The organism is Paracraurococcus ruber, assembly GCF_004353985.1.
Taxonomy (GTDB): domain Bacteria; phylum Pseudomonadota; class Alphaproteobacteria; order Acetobacterales; family Acetobacteraceae; genus Paracraurococcus; species Paracraurococcus ruber.
In genome coordinates, this window is record NZ_SMOA01000023.1 from 1 (window position 1) to 12601 (window position 12601).

Annotated in this window: 13 protein-coding genes; 2 read left to right on the forward strand and 11 right to left on the reverse strand. The window is 71.2% G+C overall.

Annotated elements, in window-relative coordinates:
- The 11 genes from puhE to bchF all read right to left on the reverse strand — a co-directional run.
- On the reverse strand, positions 1–830 hold an 830-nt coding region (puhE, locus tag E2C05_RS07020; protein WP_133218901.1), incomplete at its 3' end, for a putative photosynthetic complex assembly protein PuhE.
- A gap of 6 nt (positions 831–836) precedes the next feature.
- Entirely contained in the window at positions 837–1910 is a 1074-nt protein-coding gene (acsF, locus tag E2C05_RS07025; RefSeq protein ID WP_133218902.1) for a magnesium-protoporphyrin IX monomethyl ester (oxidative) cyclase, read from the reverse strand.
- Positions 1907–2215 (reverse strand): hypothetical protein, encoded by a 309-nt coding sequence (locus E2C05_RS07030; protein ID WP_133218903.1) that lies wholly within the window; start codon positions 2213–2215, stop codon positions 1907–1909. The genes acsF and E2C05_RS07030 overlap by 4 nt, the downstream gene beginning before the upstream one ends.
- 1 nt (position 2216) lies before the next feature.
- A complete protein-coding gene (puhC, locus tag E2C05_RS07035) occupies positions 2217–2669 on the reverse strand; it encodes a photosynthetic complex assembly protein PuhC (protein WP_133218904.1) in 453 nt (150 codons plus the stop codon).
- Between the two features lie 20 nt (positions 2670–2689).
- Positions 2690–3346 carry a photosynthetic complex putative assembly protein PuhB gene (puhB, locus tag E2C05_RS07040; RefSeq protein ID WP_133218905.1) on the reverse strand — a complete coding sequence of 219 codons (657 nt, stop codon included), beginning with the start codon at positions 3344–3346 and terminating at the stop codon, positions 2690–2692.
- Complete coding sequence (gene puhA / locus E2C05_RS07045; protein WP_133218906.1) at positions 3343–4116, reverse strand: photosynthetic reaction center subunit H; 774 nt, start codon at positions 4114–4116, stop codon at positions 3343–3345. Before puhA ends, puhB begins: the two co-directional genes overlap by 4 nt.
- A gap of 18 nt (positions 4117–4134) precedes the next feature.
- Complete coding sequence (locus E2C05_RS07050; RefSeq protein ID WP_133218907.1) at positions 4135–5574, reverse strand: MFS transporter; 1440 nt, start codon at positions 5572–5574, stop codon at positions 4135–4137.
- A gap of 10 nt (positions 5575–5584) precedes the next feature.
- On the reverse strand, positions 5585–6499 hold the full coding sequence (bchL, locus tag E2C05_RS07055) for a ferredoxin:protochlorophyllide reductase (ATP-dependent) iron-sulfur ATP-binding protein (RefSeq protein WP_133218908.1): 915 nt from the start codon (positions 6497–6499) through the stop codon (positions 5585–5587).
- Between the two features lie 9 nt (positions 6500–6508).
- A complete protein-coding gene (bchB, locus tag E2C05_RS07060) occupies positions 6509–8068 on the reverse strand; it encodes a ferredoxin:protochlorophyllide reductase (ATP-dependent) subunit B (RefSeq protein ID WP_133218909.1) in 1560 nt (519 codons plus the stop codon).
- 4 nt (positions 8069–8072) lie between these two features.
- Positions 8073–9368: a ferredoxin:protochlorophyllide reductase (ATP-dependent) subunit N gene (locus tag E2C05_RS07065; RefSeq protein WP_133218910.1), complete on the reverse strand. Its 1296-nt coding sequence runs from the start codon at positions 9366–9368 to the stop codon at positions 8073–8075.
- Positions 9365–9937: a 2-vinyl bacteriochlorophyllide hydratase gene (gene bchF / locus E2C05_RS07070; protein WP_456306483.1), complete on the reverse strand. Its 573-nt coding sequence runs from the start codon at positions 9935–9937 to the stop codon at positions 9365–9367. The genes E2C05_RS07065 and bchF overlap by 4 nt, the downstream gene beginning before the upstream one ends.
- A gap of 271 nt (positions 9938–10208) precedes the next feature.
- On the opposite strand from bchF, the gene E2C05_RS07075 reads away from it, so the two are divergent.
- On the forward strand, positions 10209–11108 hold the full coding sequence (locus tag E2C05_RS07075; protein WP_133218912.1) for a cobalamin B12-binding domain-containing protein: 900 nt from the start codon (positions 10209–10211) through the stop codon (positions 11106–11108).
- A gap of 57 nt (positions 11109–11165) precedes the next feature.
- Positions 11166–12590 (forward strand): transcriptional regulator PpsR, encoded by a 1425-nt coding sequence (ppsR, locus tag E2C05_RS07080; protein WP_133218913.1) that lies wholly within the window; start codon positions 11166–11168, stop codon positions 12588–12590.
- Positions 12591–12601 lie beyond the last annotated feature (11 nt).

The window sequence follows — 12601 nt, forward strand, 5'->3', positions numbered from 1 at the left end:
ACCGCGCGGCGGCGGAGCGCATGCGCGCCCTCGGCCACCATCTCCATCGGCGGCGCCGCGGCGGGCGGCGCGCGACGCGACCGCAGGCCCCAGTTCCACAGCGCCTCCGCCGGGATCGGCAGCACCAGGAACCAGTGTTCCAGCGTCGCCAGCGCCGCCAGCATGCCGAGGAAGGTGAAGCCCGCCGCCTGGAAGTCGCTGGCGCCGGGCGCCAGCGCGACATGGAAGAGATAGGCGGTCAGCAGCGTCGCCAAGGTCACCGCGAAGGGAAACAGCAGGTTCATCGGCCGCCGCAGGAAGAAGCTGCCGAGGTAGCGGAGATGCGGCGGCAGGAACTGCTCGTTCAGGTTGCGCGCGCCGAGGAAGACATTGAGCTTCGCGCTCTGCCGCATCCCCCAGATCAGCAGGTAGGTCCAGGTGCCGATCTGGTTCGGCTGGCCCCAGGTGACCGCCACCACCGCCACCGCGCCGGCGATGATCGCCAGTTCATGGTACAGGATGGCACGCAGCGCGAGCGTGAAGCGCCGCCAGCCCATGGCATCCGGCGGGCAGGGCGCGCGCGACGGGCCGGTGGCGAAGCCCATCAGGAAGGCCATCTCCTGCCAGGCCCAGGCGAGCAGGCCGCAGGAGAAGGCGCAGTAGGCGCCGGTCACGCTGGCATCCGCGCTGCTGGCGGCCAGGCCCCAATAGGCCCCCGCCTGCACCACGCTGGCGCCCGCCATGCTGCGCGGGTAGGTGCGCATCGGCAGCCCGTCCAGCCACAGGATCGCGCCGGTGCTGAACCACCAGATGAACAGCGCGAACAGGGCGGGCAGCGCGAAATCGGCCATCGCTGGCTACCAGGCCGGCGCCATGCGGACCTGCGCCGGCAGGGCCGCGTGCTTGCCGGGGATCAGGTAGAGCCGGGCGAAGGTCGCCGCCGCCGCCAGGCTGAGCCCGGCGCGGCGCAGCTTGCCGCCCAGGCCCTTCTGCGCCTTCGCCGCCGCCAGCTTCTCCGAGATCCGGAACAGCCGGTCGAAGCCGCGCTGGAATTCCGGCCGGTCGGTGTCGAGCGTCACCGGGAAGACCTGCGTGCAGATCGCGGTGCAGCAGCGGAAGACCTGGTTGTCGTAGTCGGTCGGCGTCATGCCGAGCGCCTTGTGGAATTCCGGCCGCGCATGGTCCCGCACATACATCGTGGCATAGACCGCGAGCTGAAAGAACTTCACCCAGAGCTTGTTCGTGCCGGTCAGCAGGTGCGGGTTGGCGCGCATCAGCAGGGCGAAGGCCTCGCCATGCCGGAACTCGTCGTTGCACCACTTCTCGAACCACTGGAAGATCGGGTGGAAGCGCAGTTCCGGATGCCGCTCGAACTGGCGGAAGATGGTGATGTAGCGGGCGTAGCCGATCTTCTCCGACAGGTAGGTCGCGTAGAAGATGAACTTCGGCGAGAAGTAGTGGTACTTCTTGGCCTTGGTCAGGAAGCCGAGGTCGACGCCGATCCCGATGTCCTTGAGCGCGTCGTTGATGAAGCCGGCATGGCGGGCCTCGTCGCGGCTCATCACCCCGAACAGGTCCTTCATGTCGGGGTTTTTCACCCGCTTGCGGATCTCCGCGTACAGCACGCAGCCGCTGAACTCGGCGGTCACGGAGGAGACGAGGAACTCCACCAGCTCCTTCTGCAGCGGCTCCGGCAGGTCTTCCAGGCGGAAGGCGTCGAAGGCCTCGCTGCGGACGAAATGCCCCTTGTTCGGGTCGGCCTTGAACTCCGCCATCAGCGCATCCCACTCGGCGCGGATATGGCTGACGTCGATGCGGTCCATGGCATCGAAATCGGTGGTGTAGAAGCGCGGGCTCAGCACCGTCTCGCTGGTGGCGAGCCGCGTCGTCTCGTTCAGGCCGGCCTTCCGGGCCGGGGTGACGGCGTTCATGCTACCTCCTTCGGCTCGAAGCCGCAGTGATAGAGCTCGGTCAGCTCGAGGATCGCCGAGGCCTCGGTCCAGACCCGTTCAAGCCAGCCGGCGCGGTACACCGTGGCGCGGCAGGTGAAGCTGATCGCCTGCCCGTAATCGACGCCGGGCGGCACGCCATGCACCACCACGCGGTCGCCGGGGCGCAGCATGACGCCTTCCGGGATGGCATGCGCGTGCAGGCTGTCGAAGGTCTGCTCGATATCGACCGTGCAGGGCACCTCCAGGGTGCGGCCGCCGGTCAGCCAGGAAAGGACGCTTCCCATCTTACTTGGACCCCTCGGTCAGCAGGAGCCTGAGGAAGACGTCCTTGTTCGTCTCCCCGAAGGCGTTCAGCTCGATCACGCGGTCCGTCGCCAGGTCCTGCAGCGTGACGCGGCCATCGCGCCAGGCCGCCAGGCGGAACGGCACCTCCGGCCCGACATCCGATTGCCGGCGGGGGCGGGAGATGGCGCGCAGCGCGCCGCGGACGAAGCCGTTGGTGCCGGGGTCGAAGACCTGCACCTCGGCGCCACTGGCCGCGTCGCGCGCCAGGATGGCACCATCCGCCCGGTCCTCGAAGCGGAATTCCCGCACCCGCAGCGGCGCCCCCTGCGGGGAGGCATCCGCCCCGCCTGCCAGGCCGAAGCCGTCGGTGACGAACAGCGTGAAGAGCAGCAGCCCAAGGCCGGCATAGGCGGGCCCCCGGGGTATCGTCCTGATCGCGTCGCGCGCCTGCATGAGGTCCTCCCCTCCCTCGTTCAGGCGGCCTGCGGGGCCGGCAGGTCGCCGGTGCCCGGGGCCTTGCCCGGCACCGCCACCGCCTGCACCGGCACCGCGGCCGCGCCCGCCAGCGCCCGCGCCAGGATCTGCGCGACGGCCGGGGCATCCGCCACCGCGCGCAGCGTCGGCTGCGGCCGCAGCAGGTGCCAGGGCCGGGCATGCGGCCAGAAGAACAGGTAGCTGACGCGGTGCGGCTTCAGGATCGAAAGGCTGATGTCGCCCGACCCGTCCGCATGCACCTTGGCCGCCGCGTTGTGCACCAGCGCGAAGGGCAGGTTGGCGGTGACCGACAGCGCCATGCCGAAGCGCATCACCACCCGCTTGTTGGTGATGGTGTAGGCGGTGGTCCGCGCCACGCCCGAGGCGAGGGCGAGGCCGAGCAGCAGCACCAGCAGCGAGGGCAGCAGGAACCACAGCGCATCCAGCGCCGTGACCCCGATGCTGGCCCCGGCGAGCAGCACCGAGACCATGCGCGCCATCACCAGTGCGGCGAAGTAGAGCGAGAGGCCGGGCAGGTGCAGCGCCCGCAGCGCGAAGGCCCGGCGGTCCGGCCGCCCCTGCCAGAGGATCTGCTCCCCCTCCGGCAGCCTTTCGGGCAGGCCCCAGACCGGCTCGTACTCGTGTTCCTTGATCACAGCGCCGGCTCCTGCCGGTTCGGCGTGGCGTACATGTAGCCGCCGGCGAAGTAGGCGCTGACCTTGTCTTCCTCGAGCAGGGTGATCTGGTCGGGGTTCGCCAGGCGCGGCGCCGCCAGGAACTGGTCGGCCAGCAGGGCGCTGGTCTGCGCTTCCTTCTTCCTCGTGTCGAAATTCGCCACGCCGATCGGCAGCACCACCGCCCGCTCGTCGCCGCCCTGCACCGCCACCTCGATGTAGCGCAGCAGCACGTCGGACCGGTCCACCCAGACATCGCGCACGGTGCCTACCGTGCGGCCATCGGCGGTCACCATGTACCAGCCGCGCGGGTCGAAATCCTCCTCGGCGATCGAGTATTCCGTGGCGACGCGCAGCGGCACGATCTTCGGCAGGGCCGCGTCGTAGGTGAGGTCCGGCACATCGGCGCGCAGCGCATAGGCGGCGGGGCCGACGCCATCGGCCAGCGGGTTGCCGAGCGGCAGGGCGGGCGAGCCGGGCGTGCGGGCCGGCGGGGTCAGCAGCCCGTCCAGCATCCGCTCCTCCCGCCCCGCGACGGTCGGGCCGCCATGCGCCAGGTTCCACACCTTGGGCTTCGGCGCGCTGCGCGGGTTGATGACCTGCAGCTGGCCGTTCACCTCATGCACCAGCGGGAAGCCTTCCCGCCGGTCCTCGTTCCGCAGGTACATGATCAGGACGATGAAGAACCCGTAGAAGAGGTAGAGCGACAGCAGGGCCAGGTCGAACTGGGTGCTGTAGGCGACATAGGTCATGACGCGTTCTCCTCGCGCTCAGGAAGCTTCGCGCGGGCCGGCCAGCCCGATCCGCACGTGGTTCTGTTGCAGGGGGTCCGGGTGCAGCGACGTGCCCACCGGCCGGACCAGCGGGCCGATGGCTGCCATGGTGGCGAACAGCAGGACGATCTCGATCAGGTAGACCAGCACATAGCCGGTGACGGGCGTCGCCAGCGCCTCCCCCAGGCTGCCGCGCAGGGCGAGGCCCGAGACGGTGTCGCGCAGCACCCCGCCGATGGCGATGGCGCCGCCGGCGCAGGTGGCCTGCACCGCGCCCCAGGTGCCGAGGGCGAGGCCGATCTGCGCCGGCGGCGCGGCCCGCATGCAGGCGGTCAGCGTCGCGTGCAGGAACAGGCCGCCGCCATAGCCGATGCAGGCGGCGCCGACGGCGAACAGCAGGCCGCTGCCGGCCGGCGCCGCGGCGATGACGCCGGCGAAGGCCGCCGCGCCGATCAGCGCGCCCATCGCCGCGACCCGGTGCGCATCGCCGCCGGCCGAGATGCGCTTGGCGGCGCGGACGAAGCCGGCGATGCCGCCGGCCGCGAACCCCGCCGTCAGCAGCGTGGTCTGCGACACGGACAGGCCGAGGATCTGCCCGCCATAGGGTTCCAGCAGCACGTCCTGCATGGAGAAGGCGACGCTGCCGATGCCGACCGCGGTCAGCCGCCGGACCCACTGGTCGGACCGCCGCAGCGAGTCCCAGGCATCCTGGAAGGCCGGCCGGGCGCGGTCCGGGGCGGTGGCGACGGGGTTCCGCACCTCCTGCTTCCAGACCGCGACGAGGGTGAGGACGATGCTGACGACCGCTGCGCCCTGGATCACCTGGATCAGCCGCAGCTGGCTGAAATCCGCCAGCAGCGCGCCGAAGATCAGGGCGCTGAACAGCATGCCGAGGAGGAGGGCGACCGAGAGGAAGGCGACGACGCGCGGCTGCTGCTCGACCGGCGAGAGGTCGGTCGCCAGCGCCAGCCCCGCGGTCTGCACCGTGTGCAGCCCGGCGCCGACGATGAGGAAGGCGAGGCCGGCGGCCACCTGCCCGACGATCGGCGGGGCGAAGGTGTCGCCCGACAGGATGATCAGCGCGAAGGGCATCATCGCCAGCCCACCGAACACCCAGACCGAGCCGAACCAGATATAGGGCACCCGCTTCCAGCCCAGCACCGACTTGTACTGGTCCGACCGGAAGCCGATCAGCGCCCGGAAGGGCGCGAAGACCACCGGCAGCGCGACCATCACCGCCACCAGCCAGGTCGGCACGCCCAGCTCGACGATCATCACCCGGTTCAGCGTGCCGATCAGCAGCACCATCACCATGCCGACCGAGACCTGGAACAGCGACAGCCGCGCCATGCGGCCGAGCGGCAGCGTTTCCGACGCCGCATCCGCGAAGGGCAGCAGGTCCGGGCTGATCTTCATCCAGGCGCGGGACAGCTTCATGGCGCGGGCCTCAGTCGAAGCCGAGCAGGTCGAAGATGTCGCGGTCCTTCATCGGCACCGCCTCCAGCGGGTCCGACCCCGCCCAGAGGCTGGCGGCCAGCCGCATGTATTCCTGCTGCACAGCCTCCAGCTCCGGGCTCGGCTCCATCTCGAACAGGGTCGCCTTCTTGAGCCGGGAGCGGCGGATGACGTCGAGATTGGGGAAATGCGCCAGGGTCTGCATGCCCGTCGCGGCGTTGAACTTGTCGATCTGGTCGGTCGCCTCGCTGCGGTTGACGATGACCCCGCCCATGCGGACGTCGTAGTTCTTCGACTTCGCCTTGATGGCGGCGATGATGCGGTTCATCGCGAAGATGCTGTCGAAGTCGTTGGCCGCGACGATGATGCCGCGGTCGGCATGCTGCAGCGGCGCGGCGAAGCCGCCGCAGACCACGTCGCCCAGGACATCGAAGATGACGACGTCCGTCTCCTCGAGCAGGTGGTGCTCCTTCAGCAGCTTGACCGTCTGGCCGACCACGTAGCCGCCGCAGCCGGTGCCGGCCGGCGGGCCGCCCGCCTCAACGCACATCACGCCGTTGTAGCCCTCGAAGACGAAATCCTCGGGGCGCAGCTCCTCGGCGTGGAACTGCACGGATTCCAGCACGTCGATGACGGTCGGGATCAGCGACTTGGTCAGGGTGAAGGTGCTGTCATGCTTCGGGTCGCAGCCGATCTGCAGCACCCGCTTGCCGAGCTTGGAGAAGGCGACCGAGAGGTTGGAGCTGGTCGTGCTCTTCCCGATCCCGCCCTTGCCGTAGACGGAGAAGACCTTCGCGCTGCCGATCGTCAGGTTGGGGTCCTGGTGGACCTGCACGCTCCCGTCCCCGTCCAGGCGGGACGGGGTGCGGCCCCGGTGCAGCGCGGCATGCGGCGTCTCGATCCTCATGCGGTGTCCTCAGCGCGAGAAATGGGCTTTGGCGTCGTAGAGCGTCTCGACCGTGATGCTCCGGATGCCGCGTTCCTCGGCGAAGCGCTCGGTGTTCCGGCGCGCCTTGCCGCGGACGAAGAAGGGAATCTTTTTCAGCTCGGCCTCGCCATCGGCCGTCCAGGCGATGGGGCCGGACGGCGCCTCCGCCACCGCGGCCTCGGCCGCCGCGACGGGCTGGCTGCCGCCGCCGAGATGGGACGGGGCGGCTTCCGCGTGGAACTCGAAATCCTCCCGGAACATGCCCAGCAGGTGTTCCTCGAGCCCCATCATCAGCGGGTGCACCCAGGCGTCGAAGAGGACATTCGCCCCCTCGAACCCCATCTGCGGGCTGTAGCGCGCCGGATAGTCCTGCACATGCACCGGCGCCGAGATCACCGCGCAGGGGATGCCCAGGCGCTTGGCGATGTGCCGTTCCATCTGGGTGCCGAGGATCAGCTCCGGCTGGGCGGCCTGGATCGCCGCCTCCACCGCCAGGTAGTCCTCGGTGACCAGCGGCTCGACGTCGTAGAGCTTCGCCGCCTCCCGCACGTCGCGGGCGAATTCGCGGCTGTAGGTGCCGAGGCCGACGACCCTGAAGCCCATCTCCGCCGCCGCGACGCGCGCCGCGGCGACCGCATGGGTGGCATCGCCGAAGACGAAGACCCGCTTGCCGGTCAGGTAGTTGCTGTCGACGGACCTGGCATACCAGGCGGCCCGCGATCCCTCCGCCGCCAGCAGCGGCGCGGGGTCGAGTCCCGCCAGCGCCGCCACCTCCTCGACGAAGGCGCGGGTGGCGTTGGTCCCGATCGGGATGGTGCGGGTCGCCTTCTGGCCGAAGCTGCGGGCCAGCCAGCCGGCCGCCTGCCCGGCGATCTCCGGGTAGAGCACCACGTTGAAATCCGCCTCGCCCAGCCGCGCCAGGTCGGCCGGCGCGGCGCCCATCGGCGCCACCACCCGCACCTCGACGCCGAGGCGGGCGAGCAGGCCGGCGATCTCCCGCACGTCGTCGCGGTGCCGGAAGCCGAGCCCGGTGGGGCCGAGGATGTTGCAGCTCGGCGCCACGCCCGGGCCGCGCGCCGGGCGCGGCGTGCCGGGCGGCGGCACCTGCGGGCCGGCCAGCGTCCGGACCAGCTGGTAGAAGGTCTCGCTGGCGCCCCAGTTCTCCTTCTTGGAGTAGCTGGGCAGTTCCAGCGGCACCACCGGCACCGGCAGGCGCAGCGCCTTCGCCAGGCCGCCGGGATCGTCCTGGATCAGCTCCGCCGTGCAGCTCGCGCCGACGATCATCGCCTGCGGCTGGAAGCGGTCATAGGCATCCTGCACGGCGGTCTTGAACAGCTCCGCCGTGTCGCCGCCCAGGTCGCGGGCCTGGAAGGTGGTGTAGGTGACCGGCGGGCGGGCCTGGCGCCGCTCGATCATGGTGAACAGCAGGTCGGCATAGGTGTCGCCCTGCGGGGCATGCAGCACGTAGTGCAGCCCCGTCATCCCGGTGGCGACGCGCATCGCCCCCACATGCGGCGGCCCCTCATAGGTCCAGACGGCGAGCTGCATGGCGCTACACCGCCAGCGCCGCGCGCCGCAGCAGCGGCCGGGCGAAGAGCTCGGCCAGGTCGCCGGCCTGGTCGTAGCCCTGGATGGGGGTGAAGACGAGCTCGATGGACCACTTGGTCGGGATGCCCTCGGCCTCCAGCGGGTTGGCGAGGCCGAGGCCGCAGACGACGAGGTCCGGCCGCGCCGCGCGGCAGCGGTCGAGCTGCCGGTCCACGTCCTGGCCTTCGGACAGCAGGGCGTCCTCGGGCAGCAACGGCAGCTCCGCCGCCAGATGCGCGCGGTGCAGGTAGGGCGTGCCGATCTCGACCGGGCGCATGTCCAGCTCGCGCGACAGGAAGCGCGCCAGCGGGATCTCCAGCTGGCTGTCGGGGAAGAAGAAGATGCGCCGGCCGGCCAGGCGCTCGCGGTGGCGGGCGATGGCGGTGCGGGCGCGCTGCTCGCCGATGGCGGTGACGGCGCGGAAGGTCGCCGGCGGCACGTCCCAGGCCTCGGCCGCGGCGCGCAGCCAGCCGGTGGTGCCCTCGGCGCCCAGCGGGAAGGGCGCGGGCAGGTGGCGGGCGCCGCGATTCTCCAGCGCCCGGGCGGTGTCGGCCAGGAAGGGCTGCGCCAACAGCATGCGGGTGTTCGGCCCGACCGCCGGCAGCAGATGCGCCCGGCGCGGCGGCAGGAAGCCGACCGGGCCGATGCCCAGCGCGTCGAACAGCCGGCGGAGCTGGTCCTCCACCACCTCGGCCAGCGCGCCCACCACCAGCAGCTCGGGCGTCGTCGCGCGGCTCGCCGGCATCTCCGGCACCAGCGCGGCCAGGCAGGCATCCTCGCCCTGGGTGAAGGTCGTCTCGATCCCGCTGCCGGAGTAGTTCAGCACCCGCACGCCGCCATGCGTCCGGTCCAGCCGCTGCGCCGCGCGGGAGAGGTCGAGCTTGATGACCTCCGACGGGCAGGAGCCGACGAGGAAGAGCAGCTTGATGTCCGGCCGCCGCGCCAGCAGCTGGCCGACCACGCGGTCCAGCTCCTCATTCGCGTCGGCGAGGCCGGCGAGGTCGCGCTCGTCGATGATGGCGGTGGCGAAGCGCGGCTCGGCGAAGATCATCACGCCGGCGGCCGACTGCATCAGGTGGGCGCAGGTGCGGCTGCCGACCACGAGGAAGAAGGCGTCCTGGATCTTGCGGTGCAGCCAGATGATGCCGGTGAGGCCGCAGAAGACCTCGCGCTGCCCCCTCTCCCGCAGGACCGGCGCCTCGGCGCAGCCGGCCTTGTCGAGCGGCCGGGAGTCGGGGCGGGTGAGCGCCGTCGCGCTCACTTCGAGAAGCCGAGCGCCGCCGCCCGCTCCTCGCGCACGCCCCGCTCATCGAGCCGGGCGGCGCGCAGCTTCAGGACGAACTGCGTGGCGTTGACGACATAGGCGGCATAGGCGGCCAGCGCGAGCAGCATCTGGCCTTCGGCATCGCCGACGCCGCCGAACACCGCGCCGAGATAGGCGGTGTGCAGCGCCAGCACCAGCATGCTGAACACGTCTTCCCAGAAGAAGGCGCGGGCGAAGAGGTAGCGGCCGAACACCACCTTCTCCCAGATCGCGCCGGTGACCATGATGACGTAGAGCACGACGGTCTTCAGCACGACGGAGGCGGTGGCGACCGCATAGCCGTCGCCGGTCGCCAGGCAGTTGAGCACGAGGCCGAGGCTGACGAGGAAGACCGCGAACTGCAGCGGCGCCAGCACGCCCTGCACCAGCGTCCAGCGCGTGGCATCGCGCCGCACCCGTTCTTCCGGCGTGTAGAGCGGCCGCCGCGGCGCGACGTGGCGCGCATGCCGCCCGGCGACCGTTCCCCAGGGGCAGGCGTCAATGGGGGCGATGAGTCGTGACAGCACGCCTGACGTAAACATCCCTTGACATTCCTCTGTCCCAGGGGTCCGCTCAGACACCGGTTCCCGGCGAGCCCTGTCACGATTGCGCTCCCGATGGCCGGGATCGAAACCCTGCAGCGGACCTCTCCAGACCCCGGTGCACCTCCCGCGGCGACCATCCTTCGTAGGGAAAGGCTATGGCCGCCGCCTTCACAGTGTCAAGCTCGATTGACGTAAGGAAGGATTGACATCGGCTCGGCGGCGGGCCGATAAAATCCTCGACGGGGAGAAGCCCATGGTGGCCTTGGGACACAGCGCCGCAGTCCGGGACCGGGCGGAGGATTCCTCCCTGTCCGCCGGCGGCTTCGCCGAGGCGCAGGCGATGCTCGACTTCTCCCTCCTCCCCCGGCGCGACTCCGGCCATGCCGCCCTGGCGGCGGCGATCGAGGCGGCGGTGCTGCCCCGCCTGGCCATGGCGCATGGCGCCGGCACCGCGGTGGCGGAGATGCAGTCCTTGCCCGACGCGGCCCCGACGACCGCCGACATCGAAGCGCTGTACCTGCTGCTGGTGGTCGATGACCGCGCCGGGGCGGACGCGCGGGTGGACGCGGTCAGCGCCCGCGGCGTGGCACGGGACCATCTCTTCCTCGACCTCTTCGCCCCCGTTGCGCGCCGGCTGGGCCAGGCCTGGGAAGACGATGCCTGCGACTTCGGCGCGGTGACCGTCGGCCTGCTCCGCCTGCAGCAGATGGTGCGCGCCCGCTCGCCCGACTTCGTGCCGCCGGTGCGGCCGCTGTCCGGCCCGCGGCGCGTGCTGCTGGCCCTGCCGCCGGGGGAGCAGCACAGCTTCGGCATCGAGATGCTGGCGGGGTTCTTCCGCCGCGCCGGCTGGGCGGTGTGGGACCCGGCGCCGCGCGGCCGCCGCGAGCTGGACCTGCTGCTGCGGCGCGAGGCCTTCGAGGTGGTCGGCTTCTCCGCCGGCAGCAGCGCGCGGCTCGACGGCATCGCCGACTGCATCCGCAGCGTCCGCCGCAGCGCCCTGAATTGCGGCGCCGGGGTCATGGTCGGCGGCCCGCTCTTCATGGCGCGGCCCGACTACGTCTCCCTCGTCGGCGCCGACGCGACGGCGACCGATGGACGGCAGGCCGTGCTGCAGGCCGAACGGCTGCTCTCGCTCTTGGCACGCCGGGACTGAGCTAGATGCCCGTTAAGAGGAGGATAAAACCCTCTTTCGAAAAGGAAGTCTGCTCCTGTGAAGGCATTCAAGGCCCCGAAATCGTCGCTGGGCGACCTGGATGCGGAAGCCGCAGCGACCTTGATCACGGCGGCCGCCGACATCGCCATCATCATCGACTCGGCCGGCGCGGTCCGGGATGTCGCCTTCAACAGCGAGAGCCTGGCGCAGGAGCTGGCGGGGCAGGACAGCTGGCTCGGCAGGCCCTGGACCGACACGGTGGCGCCGGACAGCCGGCCGAAGGTGGAAGCGCTGCTGGCCGACCCGGGCGAGGCCGCCGCCCGCCCCTGGCGGCATGTGAACCTGCTCTCGGCCCGCGGCGCCTCGGTCCCGGTGCTGTTCTCCGCCGTGCGGCTGAGCAAGGGTGGCCGCGCCGTCGCCTTCGGGCGGGACCTGCGGCAGCTCTCCGCCCTGCAGCAGCGCCTGCTGGAAGCGCAGCAGAGCCTTGACCGCGACTATTCCCGCCTGCGCAGCGCCGAGACGCGCTACCGCCTGCTCTTCCAGTTGTGGTCCGACCCGGTGCTGATCCTCGACGCCGCGGCGCAGAAGGTGACGGAGACCAACCAGGCCGCCGATGCGCTGCTGGGCCGCACGCCGCGCCGGCCGCAGGGGCGGGAACTGCTGGACATCTTCGCCGCCAAGGGCCGCGAATCGGTCGAGATGCTGCTGGCCGGCGTGCGCGCCACCGGCCGGGCGGACGAGGTGCGGGTGCTGCTGGAGGACGGCAAGGACATCGTCGTCCATGCCTCCCCCTTCCGGCAGGAGAATGCCGCCTACATCTTGGTGCGGCTGGCCATCCCGAACGCCGATGCCAACGCCATCGTCCTGCCGAAGGCGAAGTCGAAGCTGCTGAAGCTGGTCGAGAACGTGCCGGACGCCTTCGTCGTCACCGGCCCCGATGGCCGCATCATGACCGCGAATGCCGCCTTCCTCGACATGGCGCAGCTGGCGAATGAGGAGCAGGCGCTGGGCGAGCCGCTGGAGCGCTGGCTGGGCCAGCCCGGCGTGGAGCTGGAGGTGCTGACCGCCAGCCTGCGCCAGCGCGGCCCGGTGCGGCTGTTCTCCACCAGCGTGCGCGGCGAATTCGGCGCGGTGACGGAGGTGGAGATCTCCGCCGTCTCGGTCATGAACGGCGTCGGCCCCTGCTACGGCTATGCCATCCGCGATGTCGGCCCGCGCGTCGCGCCGCCCATGCGCCCCGGCACCGGCCGCGCCCCCCGTTCGGTCGAGCAGCTGACCGAGCTGATCGGCCAGGTGCCGCTGAAGGACCTGGTGCGGGAGGCGACGGACGTCATCGAGCGGCTCTGCATCGAGGCGGCGCTGGAGCTCACCGGCGACAACCGCGCCTCGGCCGCCGAGATGCTCGGCCTCTCCCGCCAGAGCCTGTACGTCAAGCTGCGCCGCTACGGCCTCGGCGACCTGCCGGCGGACGGACCCGAGTAAGGATCGCCAGC

Coding starts and splice junctions, on each gene's coding strand:
- acsF (WP_133218902.1), bottom strand. CDS start 1,910: ATGAACGCCGTCACCCCGGCCCGGAAGGCCGGCCTGAACGAGACGACG.
- E2C05_RS07030 (WP_133218903.1), bottom strand. CDS start 2,215: ATGGGAAGCGTCCTTTCCTGGCTGACCGGCGGCCGCACCCTGGAGGTG.
- puhC (WP_133218904.1), bottom strand. CDS start 2,669: ATGCAGGCGCGCGACGCGATCAGGACGATACCCCGGGGGCCCGCCTAT.
- puhA (WP_133218906.1), bottom strand. CDS start 4,116: ATGACCTATGTCGCCTACAGCACCCAGTTCGACCTGGCCCTGCTGTCG.
- E2C05_RS07050 (WP_133218907.1), bottom strand. CDS start 5,574: ATGAAGCTGTCCCGCGCCTGGATGAAGATCAGCCCGGACCTGCTGCCC.
- bchL (WP_133218908.1), bottom strand. CDS start 6,499: ATGAGGATCGAGACGCCGCATGCCGCGCTGCACCGGGGCCGCACCCCG.
- bchB (WP_133218909.1), bottom strand. CDS start 8,068: ATGCAGCTCGCCGTCTGGACCTATGAGGGGCCGCCGCATGTGGGGGCG.
- E2C05_RS07075 (WP_133218912.1), top strand. CDS start 10,209: ATGGTGGCCTTGGGACACAGCGCCGCAGTCCGGGACCGGGCGGAGGAT.